This window comes from Rhodococcus sp. P3_B8, from assembly GCF_056402775.1.
Genome location: NZ_JBFUGT010000025.1, coordinates 49,442 through 65,391, shown reverse-complemented (window position 1 = coordinate 65,391; position 15,950 = coordinate 49,442). Strand labels below are relative to the sequence as shown.

Sequence of the window (15,950 nt, the reverse complement as noted above, 5' to 3'; positions counted from 1 at the left end):
CAGGAGCTGAGTGTCCTCCCCGTTCGAGGAAAGAAGCCGACCCACGAGACGTCCACGCTCGTGCTGTCGTTCCTGAGCCATAACTGCCGATTCGTCGAGATAGCCCGCGTGTACTCGAATGACGTGATACTCGACCGCCTCCCAAATCCTGACGGCTTCCTCCGTGAAGCCGGGGAGCACCTCCGGTGGCACCCTCCGCAACATGGCGGGCCAGAGGATCCGGAAGTCCATCCGCACTCCGCGCAACACGGATTCGAGTGGAACATTCTGCCGGGCTCGCCGCTGTCCGACATCCGTGGAGATTCCTTCCAGACGTTCGGGAATGGGGAGACCGCCGACCAGCCGGATCAGCAACTCGAGTGAGGCGAGAGCGGTGGCACCGAGGTCATCGTCTGTCACGACCGACGTGGGCGGTAGATAGCCGTCGATCTGGCGGACCTCCCGCAGAAAGCTGTCGACGATCTCGTCGAGGTCTTGCAGGCACATTCTGGCCGCCGTCGTCAGTGGTGAATCAGAAGCCGACGGCCCAGAACTGTGCATTGTCACATTCTAGATGCGATTGCCGTTGCTTACCTCCATTGCTTCGAGCCAGTGCTGCTCGTCACACTTGACCTCAGCAAACTCCCGCTCTCCACCAGGGAAGATTCTCGATCAGAAGGACGGTCATGCTCGATCTCAAGATCCAAAACGCCAGGATATTCACCATGGACCCGCGGCGTCCGCAGGCCACCGTCATGGGGATCCTCCACGGCAGGATCGTCGGCCTCGACGAGGAGGTCTCGGCTCTTTCCGCCCGACGTGTCGTGGACTGCCGCGGGTCGGTGGTCGTACCGGGATTTAGCGATTCCCACAATCACATGGCCTGGTTCGGACAGTCTCTTGTCGAGCTGGACCTCAGCGCGTGCACCTCCCCGGGTGAGCTGTACGGACTCGTCGCCGCGGTGGCGGCACGCCTCGGCGATGGCGAGTGGGTGGTCGGATCGGGTTACGACGACGCCGCAATGGGATCGCACCCCGACCGCCTCGAACTGGACAAAGCCGCCGGCGGGCGGCCGGTGTGGCTCAAGCACCGTTCCGGCCACATGTGCACGGTCAACACCGAAGTCCTCCGCCGTGCGGGGATACTCGACGGCACCGCGACAATTCCCGCCGGTGGCAGTGTGGTGACCCGGGAAGGGCAACTGACGGGGTTACTTCTCGAGCAGGCTCAAAAACTGGTCGGCGAACTGGTTCTTCCCTATTCGGTATCGCATCTGGCCGACGCCATCGCGCGGGCGAGTTCGGTTTATGCCGCAGAAGGCCTCACACACGTGACGGAGGCCGGTATCGGCGCCGGCTGGATCGGTCGAAGCCCAGTCGAATTGGCCGCCTATACCGAAGCGAGGAGGCGCGGAGCTCTCCAGACGCGGGTTCAACTCATGGTGTCGAGCGACGCCCTGCACACCCTTCGCGGACATGCCCTCGACGGCATCGATCTGGGCCTGGACCTCGGCATCACCACAGGATTCGGCGATGACCGTATCCGGGTCGGCGCGATGAAGATCTTCGTCGACGGCTCGCTGATCGGGCGGACCGCGGCAGTGACCGAACCGTTCTGCGATCATCACCACGATTCGGACGGATTCCAGTCGTCCGTCGAGGATATTCGGGCGAAGATTGTCGACGCACATCGCTCGGGTTGGACGGTAGCGGCGCACGCCATCGGCGACGAGGCGATCGATGTTGCGTTGGACGCCTTCGCCGACGCACAGCGACGACACCCGAGAGATGATGTGCGCCACCGCATCGAGCATGCGGCGATGGTCAGGCCAGATCAGATCAGACGCTTCGCGCAACTGCGGGTGACCCCCGTGCCGCAGATGCACTTCCTTCACGAACTCGGCGATTCGATGTTGCAAGCAGTGGGATCACGCCGCGAATCCTGGACCTACCGTCACAGGTCGTTCCTGGACGCGGGGTTACGGATCCCGGGCAGTTCCGACCGGCCCGTCGCCAGTGGTGCACCGCTACTCGGAATGCAGTCCATGGTACTGCGAAAAACCATGGGCGGCCGCGTCATCGGCCCCGAAGAGACGGTCACCGCCGACGAAGCCTTACACGCCTACACCGTCGACGCCGCGTGGGCCGCAGGCGAGGAACATCGACGCGGCCGCCTCGGGGCGGGAATGCTCGCCGACATCGTCGTCCTGTCCCACCACCCGGCCGAAGTCCCGCCGCAGAACATCAGCACGATCGACGTCATCGCCACCATCGTCGGAGGAGACATCGTCCACGGCGGCGAATCGCTGGAGGCCGGGTCGGTGCAGACTCCGGCACCGATGGCGTATTCGCGTTCGTAACCGATCGACGGACCTCACACCACCACACCACAACGGATACCCGGAGACCTCCATGAAATCTGCGAGCGCAGAACCCACCGTCGAGGCACACTCGGAATTGCCGGCTCCACATGCTGATCACGCGGGACGTGTCGCGCGGGCAGCATTCGTCGGGAACCTTCTCGAATGCTACGACTACTTTCTGTTCGGCACAGCTGCCGCCATCGTCTTCAATAGGCTGTACTTCACGACACTCGATCCGACGGCCGCGACCCTGGCTGCCTTCGCGACCTTCGGCGCCGGTTTCGCCGCCCGCCCGATCGGCGCCGCCTTCTTCGGTTACATCGGTGACAAGATCGGTCGACGGCCCGCCTTGCTCACCACTGTCGTTCTGATAGGGATCGCGACCGGCCTCGTCGGGTGCTTACCCAGTTACGCCAGTATCGGGATCGCGGCGCCGATCGTGCTTGCCGTCCTTCGGTTGCTGCAAGGATTCGCCCTGGGTGGTGAATGGGGTGGGGCGGTGACGATGGCCGTCGAACACGCACCCGTCGACAAGCGCGGCCGTTATGCGGCGTTGGTTCAGCTCGGGTCACCGTTCGGAACATTGATGTCGTCCGGAGCTTTCTCGGTGGTCCTGCTGCTTCCGCCCGATTCCTTCGACAGCTGGGGTTGGCGACTCCCCTTTCTCGCCGCGTTTCCTCTGCTCGGTGTGGCCCTCTACATCCGATTGAAGATGGAGGAGTCGCCGATCTTCAAGAAGGTCACCGAACTCGAGGAACGCGCCGGAGTTCCCCTGCTGGAGCTGATTCGCACCTCGTGGGGTCGCCTCCTGGTCGCCCTCGCGGGTTCCCTGCTCGGTGTCGGTGGTTTCTATTTGATGACTACGTTCGTGGTGAGCTACGGAGTTGGCACTCTGGGCCTCGAACGCCAGTTGATGGTGAATGCGACCCTGATCGCCGCCGGCGTTCAAATCGTCGCCCTCCTCGTTGCCGGACGTGTCGCGGAACGCTATGGTCCGGGCCGTCTGACCGTGTGGGGCGGCCTCAGCACCGCCGCTGCGGCGTTTCCCCTGTTCTGGATGATCGACACCAAGAATCCCGTAGCGGTTGTCTTTGCCGTGTCGCTGGCCATCGCGTTCATCTCGATCGCGTACGCCGTGAACGGCTCGCTGCTGACCGAACTGTTCCCACCCAACGTTCGCTACACCGGAGTCGCGTTGGGATACAACCTCGCCGGAGTGATCAGCGGCTTCCTGCCCTTCATCGGCGTCGCACTTCTGGATGCCTCGGGGGGCGCGTCGTGGCCTATCTGCGTTCTCCTCGCCGCCATTGCGATCACCACAGCGATCGGGGGGCACCTCGGCGCCAGGATGCGCCTGAAGGATCACGACATCGCCGAATAGTCCGGCGTAAGAAGATATTCCACCCCAGCAACGACCGTTCGCCCCGTGGCGTGGGTCCAATAACCCGAGTTCAGGAGAAGTCCACAATGACCATGACAGACGGGTTCGCGCAGCGGCCAGTCGAGAGCGCGCTCTGGGCCCCGTTCGCGCCGATGCATTCCGTACGGCAGTCCCGAACCACAATCGTTCGAGCCGACGACGTGTGGGTGTGGGACACCGATGGCCAACGATACTTCGACGGCACCGCTAGTTTGTGGTATTCCAATGTCGGACATGGTCGTACCGAGATCGTGGACGCGGTCACCCGCCAACTCCGCGCCCTCGATGCGTACCAGTGCTTCGGAGACTTCGCGAACGAACCGGCACTCCGGCTGGCCAACGAGATCGCACAACACGCCCCGATGGACGGTGGCAAAGTCTTCTTCACCAGCGGCGGCGGGGACTCGATCGACACTGCAGCGAAAATGGCCCGCGCCTACTTCGCCGCCATCKGGCAGCCGGAGCGCACAGTGCTGTTGCACCGCGAGCACAGTTACCACGGCACTCACGGGTTCGGCACGGCCCTTGCCGGCATTCCGGGCAATCGGGTCGGCGCACCATTCGCGCCGAACGTCACACAGGTACCGCACTTCGACGCGGCAGCCCTGGACCGCGCCATCGTCGAGCACGGACCCGAGCGGGTCGCGGCCTTCTTCTGCGAGCCGGTGATCGGTGCCGGCGGCGTGCTGGTGCCGCCCACCGGATACATCGAAGCGGCCGCCGCAGTGTGCCGCCGGCACGGTGTGCTCTTCGTTGCCGACGCAGTGATCTGCGGATTCGGTCGGCTCGGCAACTGGTTCGGGATCGAGCGGTTCGGCGTGCGCCCGGACCTCGTGGTCTTCGCCAAAGGCGTTACCAGCGGATATCAGCCACTCGGGGGTGTCGTAGCGGCCGGTCATGTCGCGGAACCGTTTTGGGACGAGTCGGGAACCATCCTGCGGCACGGCCAAACCTATGCCGGGCACCCTGCCGCCTGCGCCGCCGGGATTGCCAACATCGAAATCCTCGAGCGTGACGGCCTGCTGCAGCGCTCACTGAAGCTGGAGGGCCCGCTGGCCGAGCGGCTCGATTCGCTCACCGACCATCCACTCGTCGACCACGCTCGCGGGGGAACCGGATTCATGGGAGCCCTCGAACTCGACCCCGGCTATCTCGCTGCCACACCGGGGCTGCCCGGCCAACTGATGCAGGCAGTGCGCAGGCACGGCGTGCTCATCCGACCCATGGGGTCTGCACTGGGCTTCTCGCCGCCACTGACAGCCACCGAAGAGCACCTCGACTTTGTGACCGACGCGGTCCGAGCCGGCCTCGACGACATCCACCGAACCACCTGACCGCACGAACATGAGCGTGTTTCCCCACGCCATGAGGTCACCATCGACCTGCAGCTACCCGACCAACTCGTTTATGGAGGACAGATGATCGACCACGCACACACACTCGAGACGTTCCGGATGTGGATCGACGGCAAACCGGTCGACGCACTCACCGGCGCGACATTCGAATCACAGAACCCCTACACCGGCCGTCCGTGGGCAGTCCTGGCCGACGGTGGCAGCGACGACGTGGACGCTGCCGTCAGTGCGGCGCGCGCGGCGCTCGACGGCGAGTGGGGCTCGACCACCGGATTCACTCGCGCGGCTCTCCTGCGCCGAGTCGGCGACCTGATCACCGCCAATGCTGAGCGGCTCGCCCGGCTCGAGGTCAACGACTCAGGCAAGCTGTATCGGGAAATGCTCGGCCAGATGAACGGCCTCGGATCTTGGTTCCACTATTACGCAGGTCTGGCCGACAAGATCGAAGGGAGACAGATCCCTTCACCGAATCCGAACTATCTCGTCTACACCCGTCGTGAGCCGATCGGCGTCATCGCAGCGATCACCCCGTGGAACTCGCCGCTGATGCTCCTGACGTGGAAGCTCGCACCCGCCTTGGCGGCCGGCTGCAGCTTCGTGATCAAGCCGTCCGAGCATGCACCCGCCTCCACCGTCGCGTTCGCCGAACTGTTCGACCAGGCAGGATTCCCGCCCGGCGTGATCAACGTCGTCACCGGTTCCTCCGCGCGGACCGGAGCGGCGCTCGCCGGTCACCCCGGCGTCGACAAGGTTGCTTTCACCGGTGCCACCTCGACCGGTCGGCGCGTCGCGCTCGCCGCCGCGGAGAACCTCAACCCGGTGACTCTCGAACTCGGTGGTAAGTCCCCGCACATCGTCTTTCCCGATGCCGACCTCCCCGCCGCCGCGAACGGCATCATTTCCGGGATCTTCGCCGCAACCGGACAGACCTGCATGGCCGGATCCCGCCTCATCGTCCACGAGTCCGTCCACGACGAGCTGATCCGCCTGATTACCGACCGCGCCGCGACCATCAAGCTCGGCGACCCCAACGACCCGGCGACCGAGATGGGGCCCGTCGCCAACGCACCCCAGTACGAGAAGGTTCTGCACTACCTGCGAACCGCCCAGAACGAGGGTGCCACCGTCGCCTACGGCGGCACGGCCGAACATTCCCTCGGCGGCTACTTCGTCAAGCCGACGGTGCTCACCGGCGTCGGCCCCGAGTCGACGATCGTCCGTGAGGAAGTGTTCGGACCTGTCCTGTCCGCCTACACATTCAGCCACGAGAACGAGGCGATCGGGCTCGCCAACGACACGCCGTTCGGCCTCGCAGGAGCCGTATGGACCACAGATGTTCATCGCGCCCACCGCGTCGCCGCCAAGGTCCGCGCAGGCACGGTGTGGATCAACGCCTACCGCACCGTCGCGCCGAGCGTACCCTTCGGCGGCTACGGCCAGAGCGGAATAGGCCGTGAAAACGGAGCCGAGGCCATCGACGCGTACACCGAGACCAAGGCAGTCTGGGTCGAGCTCTCAGGAGGCACCCGGGATCCATTCGTACTCGGATAGCGACGAACTCAGCGAACAACGCGACTATCGATGTGATGCATACCACACTCCTCCTGTGTCACGGTCGCCGCCGTGGCGGTGTCCAAGAGGTATCGGGGCGATCTGATCGGAGGTGGCTGTGTTGGCGCAGGTGCTGGTTGTCGGTGCGGGCTACGCCGGCCTCATGGCCGCGAATCGGCTCGCGGCCGCGGGACAGTCGGGCGTGAGTGTCACAGTGGTCAATCCTCGGCCGGAATTCGTGGAGCGTGTCTGGTTGCACGAGCACGCGGTGGGTGTGTCGAGCGCGGTGCGGCCGCTGAGCGGACTATTGCGCCGTGATGTGCGATTGCGGGTGGCCTCGGTCGCCACGATCGCTGAGCGTTCGGTGCAAACTCGACGACGGTGGTGCACTCGATTTCGACCATCTGCTGTACGCGGTGGGAAGTACGGCTGCCCGACGTTTGACCGGGTCCGAGAATGCGCACAGTGTCGCCGACCTCGACGGCGCCGAGTCGCTGCGCCTGCGACTGCGGCACCTGCCGGCGGGGGCGCGTGTCGTGTGATCGGTGGCGGACTGACCGGGATCGAGACTTCCGCCGAAATCGCCTACAGGTACCCGACTCTGGATGTCGATCTGATGTCGCAGGCGGTCGCAGCACGGCTGCCCGAGTCGAGCCGAGTGAGAATCGAACGCCAACTCGCGAACGCCGGCGTTCGACTGCGTACCGGACCGCGCGTTTCCGGAGTCCGCCCCGACGCCGTCGAGACCGACGCCGGCCGGCTGCCCAGCGATTGCACGGTATGGGCGGGCTCGTTCGACGTGCCGGACCTGGCGCAGCGCAGCGGCCTCCCGGTGCCTCCGACGGCCGCCTGCGCGTCGACGATTCCCTGGTGTGCGAGGAACATCGGTGGATCGTCGGTATCGGTGACGCCGTCCCGGCAGATCGGGGATCATCTGCGGATGAGCTGTCAAGCGGCGATACCCCTGGGCACTCACGGCGCTGATACGGTGCTCGCGTTGATACGGGGTTAATAACCGGTGCCGGTGTCGATCGGTATGGCCGGACAGGCGATCAGCCTCGGGCGGCACGACGGGGTCATTCTGGCCACGCACCGGGACGACACCGCGCGAGGGTTCGCGTTGTCCGGACAGTTGGCGGCGATGGTCAAGGAACGGGGTTTGCCGCTTCACCATCGCGTCGATGCGGGTCCCGCGGGCATACCGGTGGCTTCCCGGCCCGTCACCGACCGTGCCCGCGCCGACCCCGACGTCCGCCCGATGAGCGAGCCCGGCGAGCCGACTGCGTTCGACCAGCTACGGCCGCTGCTGTTCACGATCGCCTACGAGATCCTCGGAAGTGCAGCGGACGCCGAAGATATGTTGCAGGACAGCTACCTTCGGTCGCTGCCGGCGGCACCGAGTCAGCGGCTCGGGGACAGTGTTGTCATGCGATTGACTGACCGTATCCGCCACACTCCTGCCCATTCGATCTCGCTGACCGCGCCGTTGACGATGCGCGGCACCGCAATGCCACAGAGATCGCCGAGCACCGCGCGGATGAGCGCCCCGTGTGTAATGACCACGATCCGGCATCCGGGATGCATCTCGACGATCGCATCGAGGGCGCGGCGTCCACGTGCAGAAACCGCCTCGAGGGGCTCGAGGTCGGGGAAGTCGCAGTCGGGCCATCGCTGCTCGGCGTCCGCCCGGGTCAGCCCTTCGGCGGCACCGTAGCTTCGTTCGATGAGGTCGGAATATGTTCTTGCGATACCGTTTCCGAGGTGCGCGGCGATGATCCTGCCGGTGTCGATCGCGCGCGAGAGCGGGGAGGTGACCACCGTATCCCACGCATCGGCTCCGAGCATCCGCGCGGCATCGCGGGCCTGCGCGCGGCCGACGTCGTCGAGCGGTGTGTCGGTGTGGCCTTGCAGCAGCCCCCGCCGGTTCCAGTCGGTGCGGCCGTGGCGCACCAGCGCCAATCGGGTCGTCTGGCTCATCGCGACGTACTTGCCAGCGCTGCCGCACCGAGAGCGGGTGCGGCGACCTGCGTCGGGTCCGGGTAGAACAGGGCTCGGCGAATCGTCAGCCCGACGCGGTCGCCGACCACCGGCCGGGTGCCGCGTACCGCACAACGGAATTGCGCACCGTCGCAGGATACGACGACGTCGCTCGCGTCACGCCCGAACAGAGACGACATGACGATCCCCTGCGTGGTACCGACGTTCTCCACCGTCGTCACCGCGATGTCGGTGGGCAGCACGGCGAGCGTGCCCACGCCGGACGACGTGTCGGCCAGCCGATCCCGCCCCACGTGAACGGTGCCGTCGGCGCTCGAGAACCCGTTGTCGGACACGGTGCCGTGCAATAGGTTCGCGTCCGAGAGGAATTTCGCGACGAATGCCGAGCGCGGTCGCTGCACCAGTTCCTCCGGTGTGCCGACCTGCTGAATCTGCCCGCTGTCGAGCACGACGACCCGATCGGCCAGGGCGAGGGCCTCGGCGCGGTCGTGCGTGACGTGCACGACTGTCAGGTTCTGCGTGCGGGTGAGGGTGCGCAGTTCCAGACGTAACCGATCGCGCAGCGGTTCGTCCAACGCAGACAGCGCCTCGTCGAGCAGCAACGCGCGCGGCTGTGCCACCAGTGCCCTGGCGAGCGCGACGCGCTGGCGCTGACCACCGGACAGGGTCGCCGGATCGCGCTTCGCCAACCCGGGCAGCCCCACCAGCTCGAGCACTTCGGCGACCCGCTCGGCCCGCCGGGCGCGCGGCACCTTCCCGACCTCGAGCGGGTACGCAACGTTGCGCCCGACGCTGCGGTGCGGCCAGATCGCATGCTGCTGGAAGACCATTCCCAGTTTGCGCTTTTCCGGGGGCACGGTGTGTGCGCCGTCGGCGACGACCTCGTCGCCCAGGCGCACGAGGCCGGCGGTGGGGGCGAGAAAACCGGCGACGGTCCGCAGCAGGGTGGTCTTACCCGAACCTGACGGTCCGACGAGCGCGACGAACTCGCCATCACGCACGTCCAGGTCGATACCGGACAGTCCCACGGTGCCGTCGGGGTAGTGAAGGTCGACACCGGTGAGGGTGATCGCGGACATGACGATGACTTCCGATCTGTGAAATGGGTCAAAAGCGCCCGGCGCGGCTGCCCGCGAGCAGGCCGATACCCGCGATGCCGACGAGCGCGACGAGCAGGGACAGCGCGGACGCGGCGTTGTAGTCGCCGGCCTGCTGCAGGTTGAAGATGGACACCCCCAGGGTCTGGGTGCCCGGTGCCACAAGCAGCACCGACATGGTCAGCTCGCGCACCGCGGTCAACGCCACCAGCATGCCGCCTGTCGTCGCGGCCGGCACCGTCATCGCCCACGGCACGTCCCGTAACGACCGCAGGCGGGACGCACCGGACGCGCGCGCAGCCTCTTCCAGCGAGGTGGGGGTGGTGGACAACGGCGCACGCACCGCTTGCACGACGATCGCCAGGAATGCGGTGACGTACGCGCACAGGATCACCCAGCGTGTGTCGAACAAGCTCGTGTAGCGGCCGACGATCAGCCAGCCCACAGCGATGACCAGCCCGGGCACGGCCTGCGGCAGCATCGTGAGCAGATCCAGGCTCGTGTTGTCCCGCGCACGGGTGCGGGTGGTGAGCACTCCGACGACCAGCCCGGCGACCGCGCACACGATTCCCGCACCGACGGCGAGGAAGAGGGAGTTCTGTACGCCGACCAGGGTTCCCGGCGCGGTCACCGCTGCCACGATGCTGTCGAGTGTCAAATTGTCCAAGGTCAACGGCACGCCGGGCGCGGGGAGGAGCGCCTGGGACGCCAGCGCGAGGATCGGGAGTCCCGTCAGCGCGAGACCCACGGCCCAGGCCACTGCACCGGACAGGATCCGGACACCGCCGAGCGGCAGCAGTTGCGGGGCGGTGACCGGGCCGTCGAGTTGCCGGCTGCGCCGAGACAGTCGCCGATCGACGACCACCGCGAGTACGGCGAGCAGCAGCAGCACGATCCCGATGGTGGAGACCACCTCGAGCGGCCGGTCCACCGTGCCGGACTGGATGTAGCGGTACACCATCGTCGACAACGTCACGTACCGGTCCGGCAGCCCGATCAGGGCGGGAATCCCGAAGTCGGCCAGGTTCGACACCGCCGTGAGGGTGAACGCGGCGAGAAGGGCGGGCCGCAGCAGCGGCAGCGTCACGGTGCGCATCGCGTGCACAGGTGAGGCACCGCCGATGCGGGCGATCTGTTCGAGGTCGCCGGGCACCCTCCGCAACGCCGCCGCGACGATCAGGTACGCCATCGGGTACGAGTGCACCGTCAGCAGGAACACGACGCCGTCGCCGCCGTAGATGTTCCACAGCGGACCACCGAACCGTTCGGACCAGACCCGGTTCACCATTCCGCTCGGGCCGAGAAGGCCGGTCCACGCAATCGCCCCGACGAAGGGCGGGATCAGCAGCGGCGACAACAGAATCAGGCGCAGAATACCGCGCCCGGGCAGATCGGTGCGGTCGAGCAGCAACGCCATCACGGTCGCGAGAACCACCGCGAACACCGCCGACAGACCGGCCGACACCACGCTGTGGGTCGCGGCGCCGACGATATCGTCGTCGATCAGCTGTCCGATGTGGTTGCCGCCGAAGCCGAGTGACACGACAGTGGCGAGCGGCGCGACGATCACCGCCGCGACGAACAACCACACCGCCACCCGCACGGCGCCGACGGGCTCGAACCGCCGCCCGGGCAGGGCTCGGGCGGCGGGAGAAGATTCGGTGCTAACCGACGAGGCCATTGAACTTCCGGACTGCCTCGTCCTGGATCTGCGCGATCTTCTGCAGATCCGGGGTGAGCAGCGCGAGTTCGGACAGTGCCGGTGCTCCGTCGGGGGTGCCGACGTCGCCGCGCACCGGCAAATACTGCTGCTCGACGGCCAGTTCCTGACCCTGCTTGCTCACGAGGAAGTCGACGAACTTACGTGCCGCCTCGGCGGCGTCCGAGTCGGTGAAGATGCCTGCCGGCTGCGAGATGTAGGGAATGCCGTCCGTGGGATAGGCCAGCCCGATCGGAGACCCCTTCGCCGCCAGTTCCCGCACCAGGTAGTCGACGACGATGCCCACCGGCTGCGTTCCGGCCGCGACGGCCTGCCCGACCGGTCCATTACTTTCGGCGACCACCGGTTCGTTCGCGGCCAGTGCCTCGAGCCAGCTCTCGCCGAGTTCGGGGGTGCTGAGCCACACCGCGGTGTTGAAGGCGGCGGCACCGGACACATCGGGGTTCGGCAGCGTGATCTTGCCGAGGTACTTCGGGTCGGCCAAGTCCTTCCACGAGGTGGGAGGCGCGTCGACCGCCGCGGTGTTGTACGCGATCACCGTCGGGATGATGCGGGTGCCCACGTAGAAGCCGTCGGGGTCGACGACGTCCGGGTTCAGTGCGTCCACGTCGGCGGGGGTGTACTGCTGCAGGAGCCCTTCGGCCTTGTAGCCCTCGAAGGTCGGGGCGTCGGCGGCGAGCAGCACGTCGGCGCCGATCGTGCCGGTTGTGCGCTCGGCCTCGATGCGGGCGGTGAGGTCGCCGGTGCCCGCGCGGAACACCTCGACGTCGATGCCCGTCTCCTCGGTGAACGCGGCGACGAGCGCATCGATCTTGGCCTGCGGTTCGGAGGTGTACACCGTCAGAGTCTGGGCGTCGCCGCTCGCGGCGGTGCCGGTCTGTTCGGCGTCGGATGCGGCGGGCTCGGAGCACGCGGCGAGGGTGAGCACGGCGACGGTGCCGAGCGCGGCGACCGATATGCGGCGGGACAGGGATTTCACAAGTTTCTCCTGGTCGAAAGGGGTGGGTATCGATGGGATGAGGAGTTCGGGTCAGGGCGCGGCGGCGGTGAGGGTGGGGCTCGACCTGAACAGCACGTCGGGGGTGTGCAGGGGAATAGGCAGCGCGCTCACCCCGTGCCGTGAGCAGCGGACTATCGAATACGTCGGGGCATCGAACCCGACGACGGTGTCGGCGGACGTCCCGATGTCCTGCAGGTAGGCGAGCGAACCACCCACCCACAACGGGATCCCGGCGAACATCCCACTCATCGGGTGGTGGAAATGGCCGGCGAGGATCGCCATGACGTCGGAGCCGTCGAGCGCCGCGGCCAGTTCATCCGGGGCCGCCAGTTCACGTCCGGCGAGTGTGGCCGCCGGTGACGGTACCGGTGGGTGGTGCAGGGCCAGGATCGTGCCGTTCGGTGCGGGCGAGCCAAGCTCGGCGCGCAGCCGGTCCAGGTCCTCCCGCGACACCGATCCGGCCGCGGTGTCGAGCCCGATCACCCGGAATCCGTGCACGTGTTCTATCGGGTTTCGCCCGAAAACCGTTGTGAAGCTCGCTGGTTCGTCGTGGTTTCCGGGGACGACGACCACCGGGCATCCGAGCCGGGCGCGCAACTCGGCGAACGCCGCGGCGAGGGCCGGGTAGGTCGAGGATTCACCGTGGTGCGACAGGTCTCCGGTGACCACGACGACGTCCGGACGCAGCATCGACGATTCCACGCGCTCGGCGACCTGCCGCACCCGGGCGGTGCCGTCGACCTGTGTGTAGAGCGGTGCGGCGGCGGTGGCGTGCACGTCGCTCAGGTGCAGCACCGTGAGTTCGGTGGTGTCGAGCAATCGCATGCGCAGCGCCTCGAAGTCGGGCTCCGTGAACCCGTGGGCACGAAGATAGTTCGTGACTGTTTCGTACCGGCTGCGGACGTGAGCGAGGGCGGCGGCCATCGCCGGCGGTGGCGAATCCAGGTGGAGTTCGAGTGCCCGGGCGTAGTCGGCGGGGTCGAGTGAAAGCCCCGCCAACAGTCGCCGCACCGGTTCCTCACGGTGGGGTCGCACCTGCGTTCCCGACCGGGCGTAGTCGTCGAGGATCACCGCGTGCGGAACGCCCACTGCCGCGAGAGCCAGGGCGACGACCAGTCCCGTGCGGTCCTTACCTGCGGTGCAGTGCACCAAGACCGGGGCGGGGGCGTAGGCGAGGGCGCGTAGCGCCTCCGTGAGGGCGCCGCCACGTTCGTCGAGCAGTGTCCGGTAGACGACGGCGATGTCCCCGATCTGCGGCGGACCCGTGCGCGGGTCGTACAGCGGATGGTGCGCCACCGACCAGTCGCCCGTCGTATCCGCGGTGGCACGTTCGGTGACGTCGCGCAGGTCTATCACCGTGCGGATACCACACGCGCGCAAACTGTTCCGACCTTCGTCGCGAAGGTGATCGAGCGCTGCGGAGCGGAACAGTACGCCCGGTGAGAGGCCGGGTCCCGCGACCGCCCGCACATTGAATGTGCCGGCAACCTCCATCGCCTCCACGATCCACCTTTCACCACTCAACGTTCCATTCGTTCCGGAACGGCGTTCCGTCGGTGACATCGTGTGGGGCGGGATTGAACGGGTGGGACCGCGTCGCCCAACAGTCGGTGGCGGGAACGCTAACAGTCAGAGGGGTTCCGAGTGTCGCAACCGCACGTACGATGCGGTTCATCGGGAAGTGAATCGCTGAGCGCGTCAGCGACGACGTCGCGCGCCCCGGTGTCCACCGCACCCCGCTCGGGATGGCCCAGCACCGCACGTTGCAGGGCATACAGGATCGTGAACTGGCTGATCCTCGCCGAGAACGAATCCGCCTCGTTCTCGTGCAGACCTGCTCCTGCCCACAAGACGTGCTCGGAGATACGGGTCAGCGGGGTATTGGAGTAACTCGTGATCGCTATTACCGACGCGTTCCGTTCACGCGCCGCCGCGCACGCCCTCAACGTGTGGGTGTTCGCGCCGGAGTAGCTGACCGCGAGACACACATCCTCGGCGTTCAGCAACCGCGCCGAGAACTGCTGCCCGAGGATGTCGAGCGGCGCCTCCACACTGCGACCTGCGGTGGTGAAACGTAACGCCGCGTCCTGGATCGGTGGGGACGAGAAGCCGTTACCCACCATCAGGATCCGTCGGGCCCGGACGATCAGGTCCACGACGACCGCGAATCCGGCGGCATCGATCGTCGCGTGGGTCGCGGTGAGCGCCTCGGTGGCAGCCCCGAACGCCGCGTCCACCGGGGTAGCCGCCTGATGCTCGGGGTCCGTTGTGACGCGGGCCAGTTCGAGCCGGAGATGCTGAAATCCACGAAATCCCAGTCTCTGACATGCGCGCACCACAGTAGCCGGGGACGTGCCCGATGCCGCCGCGAGTTCCGCCGTCGACAGCTCGACCACCGCCGCCGGCTCAGCGAGTACAGCCCGCGCGACTCGCTGTTCACCGGGGCCGAGTGTGGCCAGACCGGCACGCAGCCGGGCGAGAGTGGCGCTCGAACGCCACGGGTCGGCGAAGGAATGCGACATGTCGGCTGCTGTCCTGTTCGTCCCCACGCCGGTGGACTCCGGCGGTGTCAGGATCGTCAGGGTAGCCACCATTGCACGGCTGTCGACGAGGGGCGGCGCCGATTCACCACGGCGTCATCGAACGGTTGCACACCGTCCATCGGCTCGCCACCGGTGACGATCGGATTTCACAGTCCGGGTGGGTGAGGGGTGGGGCATCGACGCCGTGTGCTGCGTTCAGAGCCTTCGGGCAGCGCGCGAGGGGGACACTCCGCGACACTAGTGCGGGCGCGTCTGGCCAAGGAACGTCTCCGGGATGGACGGCCATTCGGGCTGCCAGCGGCCGCGGCGTTGATCGTCGGCGATTTCGGTGAGGAGACCGGTGACGGGTTCGCCGCCGTCGGCCACCAGGCGGGGCAGTCCGTATTCGGCGCAGTCGGCGGTAACGGGAATGAGGACCCGTTTCGCGTCCACGGCCCTTCCCGCGGCGGCCAGGCACCGGGCGTGCAGAATCCTGGCCTCGAGGAGGGCCCGCGGTCGCCGCGCTGTTTCGAGTGCCCGTACCACCGCTTCCACACGGGCACAGGCATGGTCGTAGGCGTGAGCGGTCACGAGCAGCCGGATCTGGGAATCTTCGTCGATTTCGGTTGTTCGTGTGCTGATCGCGGCTGGCGCGCTCGAGTCGGCGGCGGAGAAACTCGGCGAACAGATGGTGATAACGGAACCAGTCGCGGTCGTCGTCGAGGCTGCGCAGGAAAAGATCCCGCTCTTCGACCTCCTCGAGCAGCGCCTGCCCGCGGGTCGCGTCGGCAAGGACCCCCGCGAGGTCGCCGCTGATTTGTTCCGGAACCGCAGTGACCATCAGGAAGTCGAGAAGTTCGGTGGAGGAGGAGAGGTAGCGAAACTGGTCTCGGCCCGTGGGCCGGCGGAGCACTGGCCATCGGCGGGCGGATCGGTCACGATCGA

Annotated in this window: 13 protein-coding genes and 2 pseudogenes; 6 read left to right on the top strand and 9 right to left on the bottom strand. The window is 66.8% G+C overall.

Annotated features, from left to right (window positions below; translation table 11 throughout):
* The coding region (locus tag AC1D1G_RS12635; protein ID WP_477952350.1) for an RsbRD N-terminal domain-containing protein at positions 1-486 on the bottom strand (486 nt) is incomplete at its 3' end.
* 218 nt (positions 487-704) lie between these two features.
* Here AC1D1G_RS12635 and AC1D1G_RS12630 point away from each other — a divergent pair.
* The 6 genes and pseudogenes from AC1D1G_RS12630 to AC1D1G_RS12605 form a co-directional block, all read left to right on the top strand.
* Positions 705-2,339: an amidohydrolase gene (locus AC1D1G_RS12630; protein WP_477952349.1), complete on the top strand. Its 1,635-nt coding sequence runs from the start codon at positions 705-707 to the stop codon at positions 2,337-2,339.
* A gap of 52 nt (positions 2,340-2,391) precedes the next feature.
* Positions 2,392-3,723, top strand: coding sequence for an MFS transporter (locus AC1D1G_RS12625; protein WP_477952348.1), 1,332 nt, complete (start codon positions 2,392-2,394; stop codon positions 3,721-3,723).
* A gap of 86 nt (positions 3,724-3,809) precedes the next feature.
* Positions 3,810-5,096 (top strand): aminotransferase family protein, encoded by a 1,287-nt coding sequence (locus AC1D1G_RS12620; protein ID WP_477952346.1) that lies wholly within the window; start codon positions 3,810-3,812, stop codon positions 5,094-5,096.
* 84 nt (positions 5,097-5,180) lie between these two features.
* Complete coding sequence (locus AC1D1G_RS12615) at positions 5,181-6,668, top strand: aldehyde dehydrogenase (protein WP_477952344.1); 1,488 nt, start codon at positions 5,181-5,183, stop codon at positions 6,666-6,668.
* Between the two features lie 163 nt (positions 6,669-6,831).
* Complete coding sequence (locus AC1D1G_RS12610; RefSeq protein ID WP_477952353.1) at positions 6,832-7,680, top strand: FAD-dependent oxidoreductase; 849 nt, start codon at positions 6,832-6,834, stop codon at positions 7,678-7,680.
* Positions 7,681-7,926: 246 nt separating this feature from the next.
* A pseudogene (locus tag AC1D1G_RS12605) lies at positions 7,927-8,049 on the top strand (sigma factor); the annotation flags it as partial.
* Between the two features lie 20 nt (positions 8,050-8,069).
* Here AC1D1G_RS12605 and AC1D1G_RS12600 read toward each other — a convergent pair.
* The 8 genes and pseudogenes from AC1D1G_RS12600 to AC1D1G_RS12565 all read right to left on the bottom strand — a co-directional run.
* The gene (locus AC1D1G_RS12600) at positions 8,070-8,618 is read right to left on the bottom strand and encodes a histidine phosphatase family protein (RefSeq protein WP_477952352.1); all 549 of its coding nucleotides are present in this window, start codon (positions 8,616-8,618) and stop codon (positions 8,070-8,072) included.
* Between the two features lie 23 nt (positions 8,619-8,641).
* Positions 8,642-9,745, bottom strand: coding sequence for an ABC transporter ATP-binding protein (locus AC1D1G_RS12595; RefSeq protein ID WP_477952342.1), 1,104 nt, complete (start codon positions 9,743-9,745; stop codon positions 8,642-8,644).
* Positions 9,746-9,773: 28 nt separating this feature from the next.
* A complete protein-coding gene (locus AC1D1G_RS12590; RefSeq protein ID WP_477952341.1) occupies positions 9,774-11,444 on the bottom strand; it encodes an ABC transporter permease in 1,671 nt (556 codons plus the stop codon).
* On the bottom strand, positions 11,428-12,462 hold the full coding sequence (locus AC1D1G_RS12585; RefSeq protein ID WP_477952340.1) for an ABC transporter substrate-binding protein: 1,035 nt from the start codon (positions 12,460-12,462) through the stop codon (positions 11,428-11,430). Before AC1D1G_RS12585 ends, AC1D1G_RS12590 begins: the two co-directional genes overlap by 17 nt.
* 51 nt (positions 12,463-12,513) lie before the next feature.
* Positions 12,514-13,977: a tyrosine-protein phosphatase gene (locus AC1D1G_RS12580; protein WP_477952351.1), complete on the bottom strand. Its 1,464-nt coding sequence runs from the start codon at positions 13,975-13,977 to the stop codon at positions 12,514-12,516.
* Between the two features lie 128 nt (positions 13,978-14,105).
* The gene (locus tag AC1D1G_RS12575; protein ID WP_477952339.1) at positions 14,106-15,005 is read right to left on the bottom strand and encodes a MurR/RpiR family transcriptional regulator; all 900 of its coding nucleotides are present in this window, start codon (positions 15,003-15,005) and stop codon (positions 14,106-14,108) included.
* 258 nt (positions 15,006-15,263) lie between these two features.
* Positions 15,264-15,596, bottom strand: a complete 333-nt coding sequence (locus AC1D1G_RS12570; RefSeq protein ID WP_477952355.1) for a hypothetical protein — start codon at positions 15,594-15,596, stop codon at positions 15,264-15,266.
* Between the two features lie 61 nt (positions 15,597-15,657).
* Positions 15,658-15,861 (bottom strand): annotated as a pseudogene (locus tag AC1D1G_RS12565) (winged helix-turn-helix domain-containing protein); the annotation flags it as partial.
* Positions 15,862-15,950: the final 89 nt, after the last annotated feature.

Excerpts from the sequence above, each read along its gene's own strand:
- AC1D1G_RS12625 (WP_477952348.1), top strand. The coding sequence starts at position 2,392 with ATGAAATCTGCGAGCGCAGAACCCACCGTCGAGGCACACTCGGAATTG.
- AC1D1G_RS12575 (WP_477952339.1), bottom strand. The coding sequence starts at position 15,005 with ATGTCGCATTCCTTCGCCGACCCGTGGCGTTCGAGCGCCACTCTCGCC.
- AC1D1G_RS12610 (WP_477952353.1), top strand. The coding sequence starts at position 6,832 with ATGGCCGCGAATCGGCTCGCGGCCGCGGGACAGTCGGGCGTGAGTGTC.
- AC1D1G_RS12630 (WP_477952349.1), top strand. The coding sequence starts at position 705 with ATGGACCCGCGGCGTCCGCAGGCCACCGTCATGGGGATCCTCCACGGC.
- AC1D1G_RS12590 (WP_477952341.1), bottom strand. The coding sequence starts at position 11,444 with ATGGCCTCGTCGGTTAGCACCGAATCTTCTCCCGCCGCCCGAGCCCTG.
- AC1D1G_RS12615 (WP_477952344.1), top strand. The coding sequence starts at position 5,181 with ATGATCGACCACGCACACACACTCGAGACGTTCCGGATGTGGATCGAC.
- AC1D1G_RS12595 (WP_477952342.1), bottom strand. The coding sequence starts at position 9,745 with ATGTCCGCGATCACCCTCACCGGTGTCGACCTTCACTACCCCGACGGC.
- AC1D1G_RS12580 (WP_477952351.1), bottom strand. The coding sequence starts at position 13,977 with ATGGAGGTTGCCGGCACATTCAATGTGCGGGCGGTCGCGGGACCCGGC.